A 19,349-nucleotide genomic window follows, 5' to 3' on the forward strand; every position below is an offset into this window, starting at 1 on the left:
TACGTCAACCCGGCGCGCCGAGCGGCGGGGAGGGGAGCGGGGACGTCACCGCATCGGTACCCGCACACCCCTAGCCACTGTGCGTAGAGATGTGCTTACGATGAGTGAGGTCAAGGGGCGGGGTCCCCGGGACACCCGCGCCGTGAGCGCGATAGCGTCACCGCTGCACCATGTTGCGCGTTACCCGGGGGGCGCTCCCCCGGAGCCCCGAAGAGCTTGTACCACCTTGGAGGTGAGGGTGTCCCAGATCGCAGGAGAGCCCGGGACCCAGGACTTCGTGGAAGTCCGGCTGCCGGCTGCGGGTGCCTACCTGTCGGTGCTGCGGACGGCGACGGCCGGCCTCGCGGCCCGTTTGGACTTCACCCTCGACGAGATCGAGGACCTCCGCATCGCCGTGGACGAGGCGTGCGCGATCCTGCTCCAGCAGGCCGTGCCCGGCTCCGTACTCAGCTGTGTCTTCCGGCTCGTGGACGACTCCCTGGAAGTCACCGTCTCGGCGCCGACCACGGACGGCCGCGCGCCGGAGCGCGACACCTTCGCCTGGACGGTGCTGTCCGCCCTGGCGGGGAAGGTCGACTCGACCGTGGCCGACGACAAGACCGTGTCGATCAGTCTCTACAAACAACGCGGCGCGGGCCCCGGTCCGGCGTGAGGAACGGGGACGGACCGGTGCGGGACGAGGGACACGACACACCGGGGCCGCCCGTCCCGTCGGCGGGCGGCATCCCCGAGCAGCAGGCCAGGCCGCATCCGGAGGGAGACCTCCGGGAACCGGCCGGACGGACGGGACCGGCGGTGACGCCGGACCCGGCCGACGCGTTGGAGCAGGCACAGCCGGTCGCCCCCGGCGGTGCGGACGCGCGCGAAGCGCCGTCCGGCCGGGGCGGGCCGGGGGCACCTCCCGGCGGGAGCTGGGGGAGGGCGGGATATATGAGCGAGCACGAGCGGACCGGCGAACGGGACGCGGGCGGACCGGGTGCCGGTCAGGGTCAGCGCGTCCAGCACGTGCGGCACGACTCCCCGGAGCGGAGCGCGGCGCGGGCGATGTTCGTCACGCTGCGCCAACTGCCCGACGGCAGCCCGGAGTACGCGGAACTGCGCAACCAGCTCGTACGGATGCACCTGCCGCTCGTCGAGCACCTCGCGCGGCGGTTCCGCAACCGCGGCGAACCGCTGGACGATCTGACGCAGGTCGCGACGATCGGGCTGATCAAGTCGGTGGACCGGTTCGACCCGGAGCGCGGCGTCGAGTTCTCCACCTACGCGACCCCGACCGTCGTCGGCGAGATCAAGCGGCACTTCCGGGACAAGGGCTGGGCGGTGCGGGTGCCCCGGCGGCTCCAGGAGCTGCGGCTCTCGCTGACCACGGCGACCGCCGAGCTGTCCCAGCAGCACGGGCGCTCCCCCACCGTGCACGAGCTGGCCGAGAAGCTGGCGATCTCCGAGGAGGAGGTCCTGGAGGGGCTGGAGTCGGCGAACGCCTACTCCACGCTCTCGCTGGATGTCCCGGACACCGACGACGAGTCGCCCGCCGTCGCCGACACCCTCGGCGCGGAGGACGAGGCGCTGGAGGGCGTCGAGTACCGCGAGTCCCTCAAACCGCTGCTGGAGGACCTGCCGCCCCGGGAGAAGCGCATCCTGCTGCTGCGGTTCTTCGGGAACATGACCCAGTCGCAGATCGCCCAGGAGGTCGGCATCTCCCAGATGCACGTCTCCCGGCTGCTGGCCCGGACCCTGGCCCAGCTCCGCGAGAAGCTGCTGGTCGAGGAGTGACCCGGGAGGGTCCCCGGGGCCGCCCCGTCCGTCACGGAGACGCGTGTACACGCACGCGTCCGGAGACGGCGGCGACCCCGGCGGGCCCCCTCACGTTCTGACCCGGCCACGGCGCCCGGAGCCCACCCGGCTCCGGGCGCCGTCGTGTGCGACGGCGGACGCGCGGCACGGGCACCGGACGGCGGACGGCACGGGCGGCGGACGGAGAGCACCGGACGGCACGGCGGACGCCGGACGGCACGGGCGGCGGAGGGGCGGCATCGGACGGCACGAACCGTGGACGGGCGGCACCGGACGGTGCGGACCGTGGGCGGAGGGCGCCGGGCCGCACCGGACGGGGACGGGCGTACGCCGGGCAGGGCACGGGAGCGGCACGCGCGGGCGTGCGGGGAACACCCGGGGCGGACGGACGGTCCGCCCCGCGCGCGGTGGCGGGCACACGCCCCTCGCTCACCCCACGAGCCCCTCGTTCCGGGCCCGCGCCGGTCGGGGCCCCGTCGGCCCGGCCGGAGGCTACGCGCCGCCCGGCGGGCGGATGCCGAGGGCCTCGGTGGTCTCCGCGTTGACGAGCAGCGCCAGCGTGGTCACCGCGGCCACTCCGAGGGCGATCCCGCCCGGGATCAGCATGCTGTCGGCCTGGAGCAGGCTGTACGCGACCGGCAGGGCGACCAGCTGGGTCATGATCGCGGGGCCCCGGCTCCAGCTCCGGCGGGCCAGCAGCCCCCGGGCGGCGACCAGCGGCAGCACCGCGAGCGCGGCGAGCGTCAGCCCGGCCATCGCCGCCTGGCCCGCGCTGCCGTCCCCGGTCAGCCCGCGCACCAGGACGTAGACCCCGCCGGCGACGAGCGCGGCGCCCTCCAGACCGGTCAGGGCGGCGGCCGCGGTCAGCCGTCCGGGGCGGGGGCCCTCGGGGGCGTCCCCGTCGCGCGTTCCAGGGGCGGATCTCTGCTCAGCACTCACCCCAGCAGGGTAGCCCGCGCGCCCCGCGCCACGGCGGGGCGGGCGCGGGCCCGCCGCCCCTGGGTGGGGGCGCGCGGCCACCGCTGGGTACCCTGCATGGCATGCGCGCACTCCTCGTGGTCAACCCGGCAGCCACCACCACGAGCGCGCGTACGCGTGACGTGCTGATCCACGCGCTGGCCAGCGAGATGAAGCTGGAGGCGGTCACCACCGAGTACCGCGGGCACGCGCGCGACCTGGCCCGGCGGGCGGCGGAGGGCGACGAGGTCGACCTGGTGGTCGCGCTCGGCGGCGACGGCACCGTCAACGAGGTCGTGAACGGTCTTCTGGGGGACGGCGACACCGTCCCCGACCCGGAGCGCACCCCCCGTCTCGCGGTGGTCCCCGGCGGCTCGACGAACGTGTTCGCCCGCGCCCTCGGACTGCCGAACGACGCCGTGGAGGCGACCGGCGCCCTGCTGGACGCGATCGGCGGCGGCTCCGAGCGCACCGTCGGACTGGGCCGGGCGATCGGCACCCCGGGCACCGCCGACGAGGCCGTCCCCGGCCGCTGGTTCACCTTCTGCGCGGGACTCGGCTTCGACGCCGGAGTGGTCGGACGCGTCGAACAGCAGCGGGAGTTGGGAAAGCGTTCGACGCACGCGCTTTATCTCCGGCAGGTTCTCCGGCAATTCCTCGGGGAACAGCGGCGGCACGGTTCGATCACCCTGGAACGGCCCGGCCGGGAACCAGTGGAAGATCTTCTCGTCTCCATAGTCTGCAATACGGCTCCGTGGACCTATCTGGGTAATCGCCCGGTCTACGCGGCACCGAAGGCGTCGTTCGACACCGGTCTCGACGTGCTCGGGCTGAACCGGCTGACCGCCGGGGCCGTCGCCCGCTATGCCACGCAATTGATGACTTCGTCCCCCGAGCGGGGCCCCCACGGCAAGCACGCGGTGTCGCTGCACGACCTCGACCGGTTCACCTTGCATTCGAAGGCGCCACTGCCCCTGCAGATGGACGGAGACCACCTCGGACTGCGCACGAGCGTGACGTTCCTAGGCGTAGACCGTGCACTGCGTGTGATTGTGTGAGCGGAACGGGCGAAAGTCCTTGCACTCGAACGTTTAGGCAAGGGTCCACCCCATGGAAGTACGGCTGTGACCTAGTCGACACCGAGGAATCCAAAAAAACTTTCCAGAAGGGGTTGTATCCGCCGCCGAGGTTTGCGAGTCTCTATGTGGCGCTCGGGACGGGCCGCAACACCGCCCCCCACAGAGAGCCCGATCCCCTCCTCAAACTCTGGACCGCACCGGGTCACGTCCGGGTGCAGGCCCTTCACTTGTCGAGGGTTTCGTGAAAGCGTTCACATTCACAAGCACACTGAAGTAACACCAAGAGAGGTAGCAGCCATGGACTGGCGTCACAACGCCGTTTGTCGCGAGGAAGACCCCGAGCTGTTCTTCCCCATCGGCAACACCGGTCCCGCGCTGCTGCAGATCGAGGAAGCCAAGGCCGTCTGCCGTCGCTGCCCCGTCATGGAGCAGTGCCTGCAGTGGGCGCTCGAGTCCGGCCAGGACTCGGGTGTCTGGGGTGGCCTCAGCGAGGACGAGCGCCGCGCGATGAAGCGCCGCGCCGCCCGCAACCGGGCGCGGCAGGCCAGCGCCTGACGTCCGGCCGCCCATACGAGCCCCGGCCACGGCGGCGCGTACAGCGCGTACGCAACTCCCGCCTCCCGAGCCGCAGCGCGTAACCCGCAGTGTTCTCACCGTGAGCCCCCGGAACCGCACAGGTTCCGGGGGCTCACGCGATGACGGCGGCCGTCCCGCCCCCGTCGATCCGGTCGGACCGGTCGACGGGGGCGGGACGGCCGCCGTCGCGTCGTGCGGACGGACCGTTCCGTCAGCGCCCCGATGGGGGCCGGAACGGTTCCGGCCCCGCCGGGCCGGAGCCTGGCGGGGCCGGGAAGCCGTCCGGACGGGTGCCCGGCGCGTCACGGGGACGGCCGGGAACCCTCCCGGAAGCCGGTGGGCCGGTCGGTCAGCCGAGGCTGGCGATCGCCTCGTTGAACGTCTTCGACGGACGCATCACGGCCGCCGCCTTGACGACGTCGGGCTGGTAGTAGCCACCGATGTCGACGGGCTTGCCCTGGACCGCCACCAGTTCGCCGACGACCGTCGACTCCCGCTCGGTCAGCGTCTCGGCGAGCGGGCCGAACGCCTTGGCCAGCTCGGCGTCGACGGTCTGCGCGGCCAGCTCCTGCGCCCAGTACAGGGAGAGGTAGAAGTGGCTGCCGCGGTTGTCGATGCCGCCGACGCGGCGGGTCGGGGACTTGTCCTCGTTGAGGAAGGTCGCCGTCGCGCGGTCGAGGGTGTCGGCGAGGACCTGGGCCCGGGCGTTGCCGGTGACCTGCGCGAGGTGCTCGAAGCTGGCCGCCAGCGCGAAGAACTCGCCCAGGCTGTCCCAGCGCAGGTAGTCCTCCTTCACCAGCTGCTGGACGTGCTTGGGGGCCGAACCGCCCGCGCCCGTCTCGAACAGACCGCCGCCCGCCATCAGCGGGACCACCGACAGCATCTTGGCGCTGGTGCCCAGCTCCAGGATCGGGAAGAGGTCGGTCAGGTAGTCGCGCAGCACGTTGCCGGTGACCGAGATGGTGTTCTCGCCCCGGCGGATGCGCTCCACGGAGAGCTTGGTCGCCTCGACCGGGGAGAGCACCCGGATGTCCAGGCCCTCGGTGTCGTGCTCCGGAAGGTACGCGTTGACCTTCGCGATGAGCTGCGCGTCGTGGGCGCGGGTCTCGTCCAGCCAGAACACCGCCGGGTCACCGGTGGCGCGGGCGCGGGTGACCGCGAGCTTGACCCAGTCGCGGACCGGGGCGTCCTTGGTCTGGCAGGCGCGGAAGACGTCCCCGGCGGAGACGGCCTGCTCCAGGACGGCCTGGCCGTTCTGGTCGACGAGGCGGACCGTACCGGCGGTCGCGACCTCGAAGGTCTTGTCGTGGCTGCCGTACTCCTCGGCCTTCTGCGCCATCAGACCGACGTTCGGGACCGAGCCCATGGTCGACGGGTCGTAGGCGCCGTGGGCGCGGCAGTCGTCGACGACGACCTGGTAGACGCCCGAGTAGCTGCTGTCGGGCAGCACGGCGAGGGTGTCGGCCTCCTGGCCGTCCGGGCCCCACATGTGACCGGAGGTCCGGATCATGGCGGGCATGGAGGCGTCGACGATGACGTCGGACGGGACGTGCAGGTTGGTGATGCCGCGGTCGGAGTCGACCATCGCCAGCGCCGGGCCCTCGGCCAGCTCCGCGTCGAAGGACGCCTTGATCTCGGCACCCTCGGGCAGGGCCTCCAGGCCCTTGAGGACGCCGCCCAGGCCGTCGTTCGGGGAGAGTCCGGCGGCGGCCAGCGTGGCGCCGTACCGCTCGAACGTCTTCGGGAAGAAGGCGCGCACCACGTGACCGAAGATGATCGGGTCGGAGACCTTCATCATCGTGGCCTTGAGGTGCACCGAGAACAGCACGCCCTCGGCCTTGGCCCGGGCCACCTGCTCGGTCAGGAACGAGCGCAGCGCGGCGACGCGCAGCACGGAGGCGTCGACGACCTCGCCCGCCTGGACGGGGACCGACTCGCGCAGCACGGTAGTGGTGCCGTCCTCGGCCACCAGCTCGATGCGGAGGGAGCCCGCCTCGGCGATCACCGTGGACTTCTCGGTGGAGCGGAAGTCGTTCTCGCCCATGGTCGCCACGTTGGTCTTGGACTCGGAGGTCCAGGCGCCCATGCGGTGCGGGTGGGTCTTGGCGTAGTTCTTCACCGAGGCGGGGGCACGGCGGTCCGAGTTGCCCTCGCGCAGCACCGGGTTCACGGCGCTTCCCTTGACCTTGTCGTACCGGGCGCGGATCTCCCGCTCCTCGTCGGTCTTCGGGTCGTCCGGGTAGTCCGGCAGCGCGTAGCCCTGCTCGCGCAGTTCCGCGACGGCGGCCTTGAGCTGCGGGATGGAGGCCGAGATGTTCGGCAGCTTGATGATGTTGGCCTCGGGCCGCTTGGCCAGCTCTCCCAGCTCGGCGAGCGCGTCGTCGATGCGCTGGGCCTCCTCCAGGTACTCGGGGAAGCTGGCGATGATCCGCCCGGCCAGGGAGATGTCACGGCTCTCGACGTTGATCCCCGCCGTCGCCGCGTACGCCCGCACCACGGGCAGGAACGAGTGCGTCGCCAGGGCCGGAGCCTCGTCAGTGTGCGTATAGATGATGGTCGAGTCAGTCACCGATACTCCGCTTCACGTCTACATCGTCTTGACATCAAGATATCTCGTGACGGGGACCGGCTGACACCGCCCCGGCACTTTCGGCCCCCCGGTGGCGCGTATCGGGTGCCGGACCGGTCATCGCGCGGTCACCGGGAGGGTCGGTTGTCACTCCCGGTCACCGCCGGGAGCGGACCGTCGCTCCCCGGCGGGGGCGGGCCGTCCCCGCCGGGCGGTCACTGCCGGGGGTGGACCGGGAGGTCGAGGGTGACCCGGGTACCGCCCTCAGGGCCGGGGAGCATGTCGAAGGTGCCACCGAGTTCGCCCTCGACCAGGGTGCGGACGATCTGGAGGCCGAGGTTCCCGGAGCGGTGCGGGTCGAAGCCCTCGGGCAGCCCGACCCCGTCGTCCTGCACGGTGACCAGCAGCCGCGCCTGCTGGAGCGTTCCGCCGCGCACCGCGGACACCTCGACCGTCCCGGTGTCCTGGGGGCCGAAACCGTGCTCCAGGGCGTTCTGGAGGACCTCGGTGAGCACCATGGAGAGCGGGGTGGCCACCTCCGCGTCCAGGATGCCGAAGCGGCCCGAGCGGCGGCCGGTGACCTTGCCCGGGGAGATCTCGGCGACCATCGCGAGGACCCGGTCGGCGATCTCGTCGAACTCGACGCGCTCGTCGAGGTTCTGGGAGAGGGTCTCGTGGACGATGGCGATGGAGCCGACCCGGCGCACCGCCTCCTCCAGGGCGGCCCGGCCGCGCTCGGACTCGATGCGGCGGGCCTGGAGGCGCAGCAGCGCGGCCACCGTCTGGAGGTTGTTCTTCACCCGGTGGTGGATCTCCCGGATGGTGGCGTCCTTGGTGATGAGTTCGCGTTCGCGGCGGCGCAGTTCGGTGACGTCGCGCAGCAGGATCAGCGAACCGATGCGGGGGCCCTTGGGCTTGAGGGGGATCGCGCGGAGCTGGATCACTCCCCCGTTGCCCTCGATCTCGAACTCCCGGGGGGCCCAGCCGCTGGCCATGGTGACCAGGGCCTCGTCCACGGGGCCCCGGGAGGGGGCGAGTTCGGCGGTGGTGGTGCCCAGGTGGTGGCCGACCAGGTCGGCGGCGAGGCCGAGGCGGTGGTAGGCGGAGAGCGCGTTGGGGGAGGCGTACTGGACGCTGCCGTCGGCGTCCAGCCGGATCAGTCCGTCGCCGACCCGGGGCGAGGCGTCCATGTCCACCTGCTGGTCCGGGAAGGGGAACGAGCCGGCCGCGATCATCTGGGCCAGGTCGGACGCGCTCTGGAGGTAGGTGAGTTCCAGGCGGGACGGGGTGCGCACGGTGAGCAGGTTGGTGTTGCGGGCGATGACGCCCAGGACCCGGCCCTCCCGGCTGACGGGGATCGACTCGACCCGGACCGGGACCTCCTCGCGCCACTCCGGGTCGCCCTCGCGGACGATGCGTCCCTCGTCGAGGGCGACGTCCAGCAGGGGGCGGCGGCCGCGCGGGACGAGGTGGCCGACCATGTCGTCCTGGTACGAGGTGGGGCCGGTGTTGGGCCGCATCTGGGCGACGGAGACGTAGCGGGTGCCGTCGCGGGTGGGGACCCACAGGACCAGGTCGGCGAAGGAGAGGTCGGAGAGCAGCTGCCACTCCGAGACCAGCAGATGGAGCCACTCCAGGTCCGTGTCGGACAGGGCGGTGTGCTGGCGTACGAGATCGTTCATGGAGGGCACGTCTGCGAGCGTACCTGGCCGGATCGCGACGGCCCCCTGATGGCGTCGTCCTGAGCGGAGGGGCGTGGCGGGCGGTGGCCGTGCCGACCGGCTCCGGGAAGACCCGCGGGCCACGGTGCCTGGGAGGGACCCTCAACCCTCCCGGCACCGCAGCCCGGAGCAATCCCGGCCGGCGGGTGTGCGGTCCCGGTCGGCCGTTGGGTGAGGAGCCGGTGCAGTCAGGGCAGAGAGCGCCGGTTCCTCGACCGTCCTCCTGTGCGGGGAGAACGGAATGGTGGTCCCGGGGAGTCCCCGGAGGTCCATCGTTTTTCATTGTGGACTAGACCATTCGCGTCTGTCCATGCGTTCACCGATGTTTGTCGGACGGCCGGGACCGCTGGCCGAAAATGATCGGCCGGGGCGGTCCGGAGGGGCCGGGGCGGGGCGGAACCGGGGCCGGTCAGCGGACGATCAGCTGGACCAGGGCGCAGGTGCCCACGACCACGATCACCGCGCGCAGCACGCCCGGACTGACCCGCCGTCCGACCGCCGCTCCGGCCAGCGCGCCGAACGTGGAGCCGACCGCGATGAGCAGCACGGCCGTCCAGTCGAAGTCCGCGACGAAGAGGAAGAACACCGCGGCCACCCCGTTGACGATGGCGGCCAGGACGTTCTTCACGGCGTTCAGCCGTTGCAGGGTGTCGTCGATCAGGGTGCCCATCAGGGAGAGGTAGACGATCCCCTGCGCGGCCGTGAAGTAGCCCCCGTAGACGCTGGCCAGCCCCATCCCGACGAGCAGCGGAAGGCCGCCCTCCGGGTGCGGCCGGGAGCCCGCGCGCTCGTGGCGGCGTTTGACCGCGCGGCTGATGCGTGGCTGGAGGACGACCAGCGCCAGCGCCAGCGCGACCAGCACCGGCACCACCGTCTCGAACGCGGACGGCGGCAGGGTGATCAGCAGCGCGGCCCCGGCGGTGGCGCCGATCGCCGTGACGATCCCGAGCCGCAGCACCCGGGCGCGCTGTCCGGCCAGCTCCCGGCGGTAGCCGAAGGCGCCGCTGAGCGAACCCGGGACCAGCCCGAGGCCGTTGGAGACGGTGGCCGTGACGGGCGGCAGGCCCACCGCGAGCAGCACCGGGAAGGTGATGAGGGTGCCGGAGCCCACGACGGCGTTGATGGCCCCGGCGCCCGCTCCGGCGGCGAGCACCGCGAGCATCTCCCAGAGCGTCACGGGGTGGCCTCCCCCCGGGGCGTGCGGCGCGGGCCACGGGGGCGGAAGCCGGGACGGGACGGAGGCGGGGGCGGGGACGGCCGGGACAGGGGGATCATGGAGTGACGCTATCCGGAGGCCCCCTCGGAGTCGGGAGCGGCCCAGAGGGCGAGACCGGGAGGGACCGGACGGGGGCGGACGGGACCGTACGGGGGGGCGGGCCAGGGGCCGGGTAACGGGAACTGGGGCGGGTACCGGGGACGGGCCAGGGGCGGCCCCGTCGCTCGGCGGCCCCCGACCCCCGCCCTCAGCGGGTCTCGGTGATCTTGGCGAGGGCGCGCGGGGCGTCCGGGTCCTGGCCCCGGGCGATGGTGACCTCGTAGGCGAGCAGTTGCAGCGGGATGATCTCCAGGATCGGCTGGAGTTCCTCGGGGACGTCGTCGGTGGGCAGGACGAACCCGGCGGACGCGGCCTCCACCTGGGCGCGCGGCCCGATGACGACGAGGTCGGCGCCCCGGCCCCGGAGCCGGTCGAGGACGGGTTGCAGGGCCTCGCCGCCCCGGCCCGCGGTGACCACGGCGATCACCGGGGAGATGTTGTCGACCATGGCCAGCGGGCCGTGCAGCAGATCGGCGCCCGAGTAGGACAGGGCGGGGATGTAGCTGGTCTCCATCAGCTTGAGGGCGGCCTCCTTGGCGGTGGGGTAGCCGTACCCCCGGGAGGTGATCACCATCCGCTCGGCGAACCGGTAGCGGGCGGCCAGGGCGCGGATCTCCGGCTGGCGTCCGAGGAGTTGGGCCGCCAGTTCGGGCAGCGGCAGGGCGGCGCCGCCGTCGCCGCCCGCGAGCCCCTCGGTGAACAGGTACAGGGTCAGCAGGGAGGCCGTGTACGTCTTGGTGGCGGGCAGCGCGCGCTCGGCCCCGGCCATGATGTCCAGGTGGAACTCGGAGACGGCGGCGAGCGCGGAGTCCGGGTTGTTGGTGACGGCCAGGGTGATCGCCCCGGCCTCCCGGGCGGCCCGGGTGGAGGCCACCAGGTCGGGCGAGCCGCCGGACTGGCTGACCGTGATGACCAGGACGTCCCGCAGGTCGGGGCGGGCCCCGTAGGCGGTGGTGGTGGACATCGAGGTGAGGCCGCAGGGCAGCCCGCGCCGGATCTCCAGCAGGTACTTCGCGTAGAGGGCCGCGTTGTCGGAGGTGCCCCGGGCGGTGAGCAGGACGAACCGGGGACGGCGGGCGGCGATCAGCCCGGCCGTCCGGAACACCCCGGGCGCCCCGGTGTCGAGGATGCGGCGCAGCACGGCGGGCTGCTCGGCCATCTCGTGGGACATGATCCGGCCGGGCCGCTCGCGCTGCGGGTCGACGGGGTGCGTGGCGGTCATGCGGCTCTCCTCCGGTGGTGGACGGCTCCCGGGGCGGCGGCCCCGTTCCCATTGCACTCCCCCGGCGCGTCCGGCGCCGCCCGGAGCGGCCCGTCGGAGCCCCGCCGACGGCCCGTTCCGACCCGTCGGCGGCCCGTCGAGCCCTTGGAGCGGCCGGTCGGGACCCGTCGATGGCCCCGGCCCGGCCCGTCGGCGGCCTGTCAGCGTCCCGTCAGCCGCCCGGGGACGGTCCCCCCGCCGCGCCCGCCGTCCCGCCCCGGACGCGCCCTCGCCCCCGCCCTCACCACCGCCCCCCGTTCCCACCAACCCCGCACACCCCGCCGCACCCGCCGTCCCGCCCCGGGCGCGCCCGTCCTCACCGCCACCTCCCGTTCCCACCCCCGCCCCCACCCGGCGCCGCGTTCTCCCCTACCACACCCGCCGAACCCCCGCGCGGCGGGGCGATTCTGCTAGATTGGTCTATACCACCATGTCGTACTCCCGTCCGTGCACGTACTCCAGATCGGCAGGCCCAGCGTGGAAGTTGTGATCGTCCCCGACGCGGCGGCAGGCGGCGAGCTCATCGCCGAGGCCATGGCCGCGCTGCTGCGGCGCAAGCCCGAAGCGGTCCTCGGCGTCGCCACCGGTTCCACCCCGCTCCCCGTCTACCGCGCGCTGGAGGCCAAGGTCCGCGGTGGTGAGGCGGACGTCTCCCGGGCGCGGATAGCCCAGCTCGACGAGTACGTCGGACTGCCCGCCGAGCACCCCGAGTCCTACCGCTCGGTGCTCCGCAAGGAGGTGCTGGAGCCCCTCGGGATCAGCGCCGAGGCGTTCCTCGGGCCCGACGGGACCGCTCGGGACATCGCCGCCGCCTGCTCCGCCTACGAGGCCGCGCTGACCGCCGCCGGCGGAGTCGACCTCCAGCTGCTCGGCATCGGCACCGACGGGCACATCGGGTTCAACGAGCCCTGCTCCTCGCTCGCCTCCCGCACCCGGATCAAGACGCTCACCGAGCAGACCCGCGTCGACAACGCGCGGTTCTTCGACGACGACATCGAGCAGGTCCCGCACCATGTGATCACCCAGGGCATCGGGACCATCCTGGAGGCCCGCCACCTGGTGCTGCTCGCCACCGGCGAGGGCAAGGCCGAGGCGGTCGCCGCGACCGTCGAGGGCCCGGTCGCCGCGGTCTGCCCGGCCTCCGCGCTCCAGCTGCACCCGCACGCCACGGTCGTGGTGGACGAGGCCGCCGCCTCCAAGCTGAAGCTCGCCGGGTACTTCCGGCACACCTACGCCAACAAGCCCGACTGGCAGGGCATCTGAGCGGCCTCCCCCGCTCGTCGCTCGTCCGGCAATCCGAAAAGGCGCCGGGCCCCCTCGCAGGAGGGGGCCCGGCGCCTTTTCGCGTCACGCGGGTACAGGCCCCCGTACCGAGCCCCAACTCGGCACGGGGGTCTGGCTTATCAGTGGGTGGTGGTGAGCGCCTCGGCGGCGGCCGTCCCGCACACCCGCGCGGCACCGTGGGTGGCCACGTACAGCGACCCGACGGGAGCCGACTGCGGGACGCCCATCTCCACCACGACCGTGTCCGGCCGGGCGGCGATCAGCGTGTCGAGGGCCTCGCGCATCCACGGGTGGCGGTGCGCGTCCCGGACCACGGCGACGATCCGCCGGTCCCCGGCCGCCTTCAGCGCGGCCTCGCCGGACGAGTCTCCGCTGAAGCCCTCGCCCTCGGTGCCGGGCAGCAGCGCGCGCAGCTCGGTGGCGACGCCCCACGGGGTCTCGTCCCCGACCGCGATGTTGGCGACCGGGGTGAACGTGGCCACGAACGGCGAGCCGGTCACGGGACCGGAGTACGCCGCGCCCCGGGTCACCGTCAGCGCGCGCCGGGCGGCGACCAGGCCGATGTCGGTGCGGGCCTGCTCGGCCCGCGCCGCGGCGGCGGTCCAGGCGGCCAGCGCCCGCACCCGGGCGGCCGCGTCGGCGAGTCGCTCCTCGGCGAGGTCACCGGTGCGCACGGCGGCGACGAGCGCGTCCCGCAGTCGCAGGACGGTGTCCTCGTCGTTGAGCCCGCCGCCGACGCAGATCGCGTCGGCGCCCGCCGCGATGGCGAGCACGCTGCCGCGCTCGATGCCGTACGTCCCGGCGATGGCCTGCATCTCCATGCCGTCGGTGACGATCAGCCCGTCGTAGCCCAGCTCCTCGCGCAGCAGGCCCGTCAGGATGCGGCGGGACAGCGTGGCGGGGCGCTCCGGGTCGAGCGCGGGCACCAGGATGTGGGCGCTCATCACGGACCGGGTGCCGGCCGCGATGGCCGCCAGGAACGGCGGCAGGTCACGGGCGCGCAGGGTGTCCAGGTCCACGTCGATGCGGGGCAGCGCGTGGTGCGAGTCCACCGCCGTGTCGCCGTGGCCGGGGAAGTGCTTGGTGCACGCCGCGACCCCGGCGGCCTGGAGGCCCTCGACGTAGGCGGCGGTGTGCCGCCCCACCAGGTCGGTGTCGGCCCCGAAGGACCGGACGCCGATGACCGGGTTGTCGGGGTTGGCGTTGACGTCCGCGGACGGCGCCCAGTTGAGGTTGACCCCGCACTCGGCGAGGCGGCGGCCCAGTTCGTGGGCGACCGCACGGGTGAGGTCGGTGTCGTCGATCGACCCGAGCGCGAGGTTGCCCGGGAAGGACGAGCCGTCCCCGACCTCCAGCCGGGTGACGTCACCGCCCTCCTCGTCGATGGCCACGAGTACGTCGCCCCGCTCCGCGCGCAGTTGCGCGGTGAGTGCGGCGAGTTGTTCGGGGGTGTGGATGTTCCGGCCGAACAGTCCGACGGCCGCGAGTCCTTCGCCGAGCCTGCGCAGCAGCCAGTCGGGTGCGCTGGTGCCGGGGAAGCCGGGCTGGAGGACGGTGAGCGCGTCCCTGGTGAGGGTGTCGGTGGTGGCGAGCGTCGTCATCGGGGGTTATCCCTTCACTGCGCCTTCGGTGAGGCCGCTGACTGCCTTGCGCTGGAGGAACACGAAGAGGATCAGGACCGGGATGGCGAAGATGCTGGACGCGGCCATGGTGGCGCCCCAGTCGTCCCCGAAGGTGGTCCGGAAGCTGGAGAGCCAGATCGGGAGCGTCTGGGACTCGAGGTCCTTGTTGAGGATCAGGACCATCGCGAACTCGTTCCAGGCCGTGATGAACCCGAACAGCGAGGTGGCCATCAGACCGGGGGCGAGCAGCGGGAAGATGACCTTGATGAAGGCCTGTCCACGGGTGCAGCCGTCGACCATGGCGGACTCCTCCAGCTCCTTCGGCACCGCGGCGACGTAGCCGCGCAGCGTCAGGATGGTGAAGGGCAGCACCATGACCATGTAGAAGATGGTCAGCGGGACCAGGCTGTTCAGCATCTCCGCGTCACGGACGATCATGTAGATCGCGATGACCATGACCTCCCAGGGCGCCATCTGCGCGATCATGACCGCGAGGATGAAGCCACGGCGTCCCTTGAAGCGCATCCGGGCGAGCGCGAAGGACGCGAAGAGGGCGATGAGCAGGGAGAGGGTGACCGCGAGGACGGTGACCGTGAGCGAGTTGCGGACGAGCGTCCAGAACCCCTCGGCCTCCGAGGCGGTCTTGAAGTGCTCGAACGTGGGGCTGGACGGGAACCAGACCGGGGTGTCGGTGACGATGTCGCTGGCCTTCTTGAAGGCCGTGGCGAACATCCAGTACACCGGGAAGACGAAGACCGCGACGAGGAAGACAGCCGTGGCGTTGGGCCAGATGCGGCCCAGGAAGGAGCGCTTCACAGCTCGTCCTCCTCTTGCTTGAGCACCGTGCGGAGGTAGTAGGCGGTCAGGAGCAGCAGGATCAGGATCGTCAGGATCGAGATCGCGGCGCCCATGCCGAAGTGCTGGTTGCCGAAGCCCTCGATGTACGCGTACACCGGGAGGGTCTCGGTCATGCGGTTGGGACCGCCCTCGTTGATGGCGAAGACCTGGGCGAAGGACTTGAAGACCCAGATGACCTCGAGGAAGAGCGTGGCCCACAGGAAGGGCTTCAGGAACGGGAAGGTCACCGTCCGGAAGATCTTCACGGAGTCGGCGCCGTCCAGCGCCGCGGCCTCGTAGAGCTCGCGCGGGATCGTGGTGGTCGCCGCGTAGAGGTTGATCGCGACGAACGGGATCGACTGCCAGACGATCAGCAGCGTGACCACGGCGAAGGTCGAGAACTGGGTGCCGAGCCAGTTGTGGTCGGCCATGCCCTCGAAACCGAGCTGCACGAAGACGTAGTTGATGACGCCGAAGCGCTGGGCGAACAGCCACTGGAAGACCGTGGTGGCCGCGATGATCGGCATGGCCCAGGCGAGCACCAGGCCGAGCAGCAGGACGATGCGCATCCGCTTGCCGAGCCGGGCGAGCAGCAGGCCGATCAGGGTGCCGAGCACCATGATCAGGACGACGTTGGCGGCGGTGAAGACGAACGAGCGGGCGGCGACCCGCCAGAACTCGTCGTTGCCGAGCGTCTCCTTGTAGTTCTCGACCCCGTTCCACTCCGTCAGACGGAGGATCAGCTGCTTGGGGTTGAGGTTCTGGAACGACAGCATGCCGTTCTTCACCAGCGGCCAGCCGAGCAGCACGATGGTGACGACCGTCGCTGGCAGCAGCAGGGCATAAGGGGTGAACGAACCGCGTGTCTTGGGCCGTCTCTGGCCGCCCCCGCCGTTCTTGGTGGCGCTCCCCGCGCCGCGAGGCGGTGGAGCCTCGCCCTTCTGGACGCCGGACACCCCGCCCGCGTCCGCTTGCTCGGTCTGCACTGACATCGTCGCCGTCTCTTCCGTGGCCGTACGTTCGATACGGGTGCTCGCCCCGCCCTCGGGGGGCACACACCGGTGCGCCCGGGGGCGGCGGGCCGGTCTTCTCCTCAGGTCACCTCACGGTGTCCTTCTGGTCGCCGGGCCCGCCGCCACCGGGGCGCGGAGCGAGTCAGCTCTTCTTGGCGAGACGCTCGTTGATCTCCTTGTCGGCTTCCTTCGCGGCGTCGGCGTGCGACTTACCGTTCAGGACGGCCGTCATGTAGTCCTTGATCGGGTTCGGGATGTTCTCGACCGCGGCCCACTCGGGGATCAGCGGGGTGGTGCCACCGAACGCGGCGGCCGGAGCGGCGGCGTCCAGGCCGGCGTTGGCGCCCTTGACCTTGGGCAGCAGCGAGGCCTTGTTCGGGGTGAAGCCCTGCAGCTTGGAGAACTCGATCTGGTGCTCGTCGGCGAGCGCGATCTTCAGGAACTCCTTGGCGAGGTCCGTGTTCTTGCTGCGCAGCGGCACGGCGAGGTTGGAGCCGCCGAGGAAGACGCTCTCCGGCTTGTCGGCCGTCTCACCCGGGATGGTGAAGTAGCCGATGTCGCCCTCGATGTCCGGGTTCGCCTTGATGGCGATGCCGGCCTCGGAGGCGTTGCCGATGAAGGCGGCCGTCTTGCCCTTGGCGAAGACGTCGGCCTGCTGCGGGGTGGCCTCGTCCTTGTCCTTGGGGGCCTTGGAGTAGTCGGCGTACTTCTTGTACAGCTCCATCGCCTCGCCGACCTTCGGGTCGGACAGGTTGGAGACGTACTTGTCGCCTTCCTTCTTCACCAGGTCGGCGCCCTTGCCGATGATCAGGCCGTCGAGGAAGTACCAGTTCTGACCGGCCATGTACAGCGGCTCGGCCTTGGTCTTCTTCTCGATGGTGTCGAGGGCGTCGAAGAACTCGTCACGCGTCTTGGGCGTGTCCTTCAGACCGGCCTCGGCCCAGATCTTCTTGTTGTAGAGGACGACGCGGTTGGCGAAGTACCACGGCACGGCGTACTGCTTGCCCTCGTAGATCGAGGACGCGTTCAGCGCCTCGGTCCACTCGGCGCCGACCTCGCTCTTGACGTCGTCCAGCTCGGCGAGGCCCTCGGTGGCGGCGTAGGCGGGGGTCTGGGTGTTGCCGATCTCGATGACGTCCGGCGGGGTGGACTCGGAGAGCGCCGTGGTGATCTTCTGCTGGATGCCGTTCCAGACCTGGGTCTCGAACTTGACCTTGGCACCGGTCTTCTTCTCGAAGTCGGCCGCGACGGCCTTCTTCCAGGCGTCCGGCGTGGAGCCGTCCATGGACCAGACGGTGATCGTCTTGCCCTTGTTGTCCGAGCCACCCGAGCTCTTCTTGTCCTCGTCCTTGTCGCTGCCGCACGCCGCAACCGAGAACACCATGCCCGCGACACCGATCGCCGCGATGAGCTTGCGCTTCACGTCACCCTCCTCAGGATGCCTACCCCCCACCACCCAGAGCGAATGACTACAGCGAGAAACTGCTCGTGGGACTGGGACCTGGCCTTTAATGGTGTAGACCAGTACCCGGAGCTTGGCCTAGACCTTTAGGGGTGTCAAGGGTGTATAAGAAGGGCTGTCACGTCCGTTATCGGACCGACACCTGAGGGGGCTCGGCTCACTCCGGGCACCCCGTGCCACGATGTGAGCCGCTACGGACGGAGGAGCCGGTGGCGGCAGCAGCACGACAGCCGGAAAGGCGGACGATGGCCAGCGAGGTTACCCGGATGGGGACGTCCGCGACGACGGAAACGGCGACCCCGGGCCGGACCGCCCGCGTACCGAAGTACTACCGGTTGAAGAAGCACCTGCTCGACATGACCGACACCTTGACACCGGGCACCCCGGTCCCTCCGGAACGGACACTCGCGGCGGAGTTCGACACCTCCCGCACCACGGTACGCCAGGCTCTCCAGGAACTCGTCGTCGAGGGCCGACTGGAACGCATCCAGGGCAAGGGGACCTTCGTCGCCAAGCCCAAGGTCGCCCAGGCCCTCCAGCTCACCTCCTACACCGAGGACATGCGGGCCCAGGGGCTGGAGCCGACCTCCCAGCTGCTCGACATCGGGTACATCACCGCCGACGACCGGCTCGCCGGGCTGCTGGACATCACGGCCGGGGGCCGGGTGCTGCGGATCGAACGGCTGCGGCTGGCGAGCGGCGAACCCATGGCGATCGAGACCACGCACCTGTCGGCCAAGCGCTTCCCGGCGCTGCGCCGCTCCCTGGTGAAGTACACCTCCCTGTACACCGCGCTGGCCGAGGTCTACGGCATCCACCTCGCGCAGGCGGAGGAGACCATCGAGACCTCCCTGGCCACCCCGCGCGAGGCCGGGCTGCTCAGCACGGACGTGGGGCTGCCGATGCTGATGCTCTCCCGCCACTCGGTGGACGGCGAGGGCCGCCCCGTGGAGTGGGTGCGCTCGGTCTACCGGGGCGACCGCTACAAGTTCGTGGCCCGTCTCAAGCGCCCCCAGGACTGACCCGCCGCCCCTCCACCGGGGCCGGGGCGCGCCCCCGGCCCCGACCCGGCTCCCCGTGCCGGGTTCCGCATCCGCATCCGCATCCGCGCCATCGCGCCCCGTAGTCCCCGCGCCCCCGGACCCCCGCGCCCCCGCGCCCCCGGCCGGAAAACGCGCCCTATCACCCCCCGCGACACCCCTCCCCCCACTGCCCCAGGAGCCCCACCCCCACCCGGTGGACGGCGGCCCGCCGATTGGCGTAGGCCGCCCCGGAGGGCCCTCGCGGGCGAGTTGTCTGGACCTTTGTCGGCAGCGCCGGAACCCTCCCGCCGCTCACCCGGTGTGACGAATCCCCTGGAGCGCGGCCCGACTTCCATACGGACACACCGGGACGTTCCCGACCTCCCGGAGGTTTCCCTCCGGCGTCGCACGCCCTCCCGGTGCGCACCGGGAAGTCCACGGAACGCCGGTGGCGGCCCTCGGCCGGGCGTCCGCGCGATCGGCCCCCGACCCCGTCCCGTACGCCCCTCCACGCCCCCTCCGGAGCCCTGCGGACGCCCCCGACGGCCGTCGCCGGGGGGCGCGTACGCGGTCGCCCGAGGGGTGTTCCCGCCCTTCGGGCGTGGCGTGCCGTGCGCCACACAGACACAACATGTGGGCTCCGTATCGGGGCCCAACACAAGATGTATGCTCGTGCTCGCCGCCACCCCAGGGGAATCCGGTGCGAATCCGGAACTGTCCCGCAACGGTGTGATCGGTGTGCTTTCGCACACCCCCGAGTCCGATGACCTGCCGGTGGCGCCCCCGTTCCGACCGGTCCGGGTGGAGATGAGACGTCCGGGCCTCGTGGACTGGGCC

The 19,349-nt window shown here is 71.8% G+C and carries 15 protein-coding genes and 1 riboswitch; of the genes, 6 read left to right on the plus strand and 9 right to left on the minus strand.

The features are described 5' to 3' along the window. The first annotated feature begins 238 nt into the window (after positions 1–238). Both ACVWNX_RS09960 and ACVWNX_RS09965 read left to right on the plus strand, forming a co-directional pair. Entirely contained in the window at positions 239–652 is a 414-nt protein-coding gene (locus ACVWNX_RS09960; protein WP_161694748.1) for an ATP-binding protein, read from the plus strand. Beyond that, positions 649–1,773: an RNA polymerase sigma factor SigF gene (locus ACVWNX_RS09965; protein ID WP_454413541.1), complete on the plus strand. Its 1,125-nt coding sequence runs from the start codon at positions 649–651 to the stop codon at positions 1,771–1,773. The genes ACVWNX_RS09960 and ACVWNX_RS09965 overlap by 4 nt, the downstream gene beginning before the upstream one ends. A gap of 513 nt (positions 1,774–2,286) precedes the next feature. On the opposite strand, the gene ACVWNX_RS09970 is transcribed toward ACVWNX_RS09965, so the two are convergent. After that, positions 2,287–2,733, minus strand: coding sequence for a hypothetical protein (locus ACVWNX_RS09970; protein ID WP_454413542.1), 447 nt, complete (start codon positions 2,731–2,733; stop codon positions 2,287–2,289). Between the two features lie 101 nt (positions 2,734–2,834). On the opposite strand from ACVWNX_RS09970, the gene ACVWNX_RS09975 reads away from it, so the two are divergent. Both ACVWNX_RS09975 and ACVWNX_RS09980 read left to right on the plus strand, forming a co-directional pair. After that, positions 2,835–3,809, plus strand: coding sequence for a diacylglycerol/lipid kinase family protein (locus ACVWNX_RS09975; protein WP_454413543.1), 975 nt, complete (start codon positions 2,835–2,837; stop codon positions 3,807–3,809). 318 nt (positions 3,810–4,127) lie between these two features. Further along, positions 4,128–4,385, plus strand: coding sequence for a WhiB family transcriptional regulator (locus tag ACVWNX_RS09980; protein ID WP_016639615.1), 258 nt, complete (start codon positions 4,128–4,130; stop codon positions 4,383–4,385). Positions 4,386–4,755: 370 nt separating this feature from the next. Here the strand turns inward: ACVWNX_RS09980 and ACVWNX_RS09985 are convergent, their stop codons facing one another. The 4 genes from ACVWNX_RS09985 to ACVWNX_RS10000 form a co-directional block, all read right to left on the minus strand. Then, positions 4,756–6,975 (minus strand): NADP-dependent isocitrate dehydrogenase, encoded by a 2,220-nt coding sequence (locus tag ACVWNX_RS09985; protein ID WP_454413544.1) that lies wholly within the window; start codon positions 6,973–6,975, stop codon positions 4,756–4,758. 215 nt (positions 6,976–7,190) lie between these two features. Beyond that, a complete protein-coding gene (locus tag ACVWNX_RS09990) occupies positions 7,191–8,666 on the minus strand; it encodes a sensor histidine kinase (RefSeq protein WP_454413545.1) in 1,476 nt (491 codons plus the stop codon). 439 nt (positions 8,667–9,105) lie between these two features. Continuing rightward, the gene (locus ACVWNX_RS09995) at positions 9,106–9,873 is read right to left on the minus strand and encodes a sulfite exporter TauE/SafE family protein (protein ID WP_454413546.1); all 768 of its coding nucleotides are present in this window, start codon (positions 9,871–9,873) and stop codon (positions 9,106–9,108) included. A gap of 286 nt (positions 9,874–10,159) precedes the next feature. Then, on the minus strand, positions 10,160–11,233 hold the full coding sequence (locus tag ACVWNX_RS10000) for an SIS domain-containing protein (protein WP_454413547.1): 1,074 nt from the start codon (positions 11,231–11,233) through the stop codon (positions 10,160–10,162). A 516-nt stretch (positions 11,234–11,749) separates the two neighbouring features. Here ACVWNX_RS10000 and nagB point away from each other — a divergent pair. Continuing rightward, positions 11,750–12,535, plus strand: a complete 786-nt coding sequence (gene nagB, locus ACVWNX_RS10005; protein WP_454414696.1) for a glucosamine-6-phosphate deaminase — start codon at positions 11,750–11,752, stop codon at positions 12,533–12,535. 140 nt (positions 12,536–12,675) lie between these two features. Here the strand turns inward: nagB and ACVWNX_RS10010 are convergent, their stop codons facing one another. The 4 genes from ACVWNX_RS10010 to ACVWNX_RS10025 form a co-directional block, all read right to left on the minus strand. After that, the gene (locus ACVWNX_RS10010; RefSeq protein ID WP_454413548.1) at positions 12,676–14,157 is read right to left on the minus strand and encodes a glycoside hydrolase family 3 protein; all 1,482 of its coding nucleotides are present in this window, start codon (positions 14,155–14,157) and stop codon (positions 12,676–12,678) included. Positions 14,158–14,163: 6 nt separating this feature from the next. Further along, positions 14,164–14,994, minus strand: a complete 831-nt coding sequence (locus ACVWNX_RS10015; RefSeq protein WP_454413549.1) for a carbohydrate ABC transporter permease — start codon at positions 14,992–14,994, stop codon at positions 14,164–14,166. Continuing rightward, positions 14,991–16,007, minus strand: coding sequence for a carbohydrate ABC transporter permease (locus ACVWNX_RS10020; protein WP_454413550.1), 1,017 nt, complete (start codon positions 16,005–16,007; stop codon positions 14,991–14,993). The genes ACVWNX_RS10015 and ACVWNX_RS10020 overlap by 4 nt, the downstream gene beginning before the upstream one ends. A gap of 163 nt (positions 16,008–16,170) precedes the next feature. Next, complete coding sequence (locus tag ACVWNX_RS10025) at positions 16,171–17,451, minus strand: extracellular solute-binding protein (protein ID WP_454413551.1); 1,281 nt, start codon at positions 17,449–17,451, stop codon at positions 16,171–16,173. 284 nt (positions 17,452–17,735) lie between these two features. Between ACVWNX_RS10025 and ACVWNX_RS10030 the strand changes: the two genes are divergently transcribed. Continuing rightward, positions 17,736–18,512, plus strand: coding sequence for a GntR family transcriptional regulator (locus tag ACVWNX_RS10030; protein WP_454413552.1), 777 nt, complete (start codon positions 17,736–17,738; stop codon positions 18,510–18,512). A gap of 691 nt (positions 18,513–19,203) precedes the next feature. Beyond that, positions 19,204–19,281, plus strand: a riboswitch (cobalamin riboswitch). Positions 19,282–19,349 lie beyond the last annotated feature (68 nt).

The sequence above is a fragment of the Streptomyces sp. JNUCC 64 genome (genome assembly GCF_054484115.1).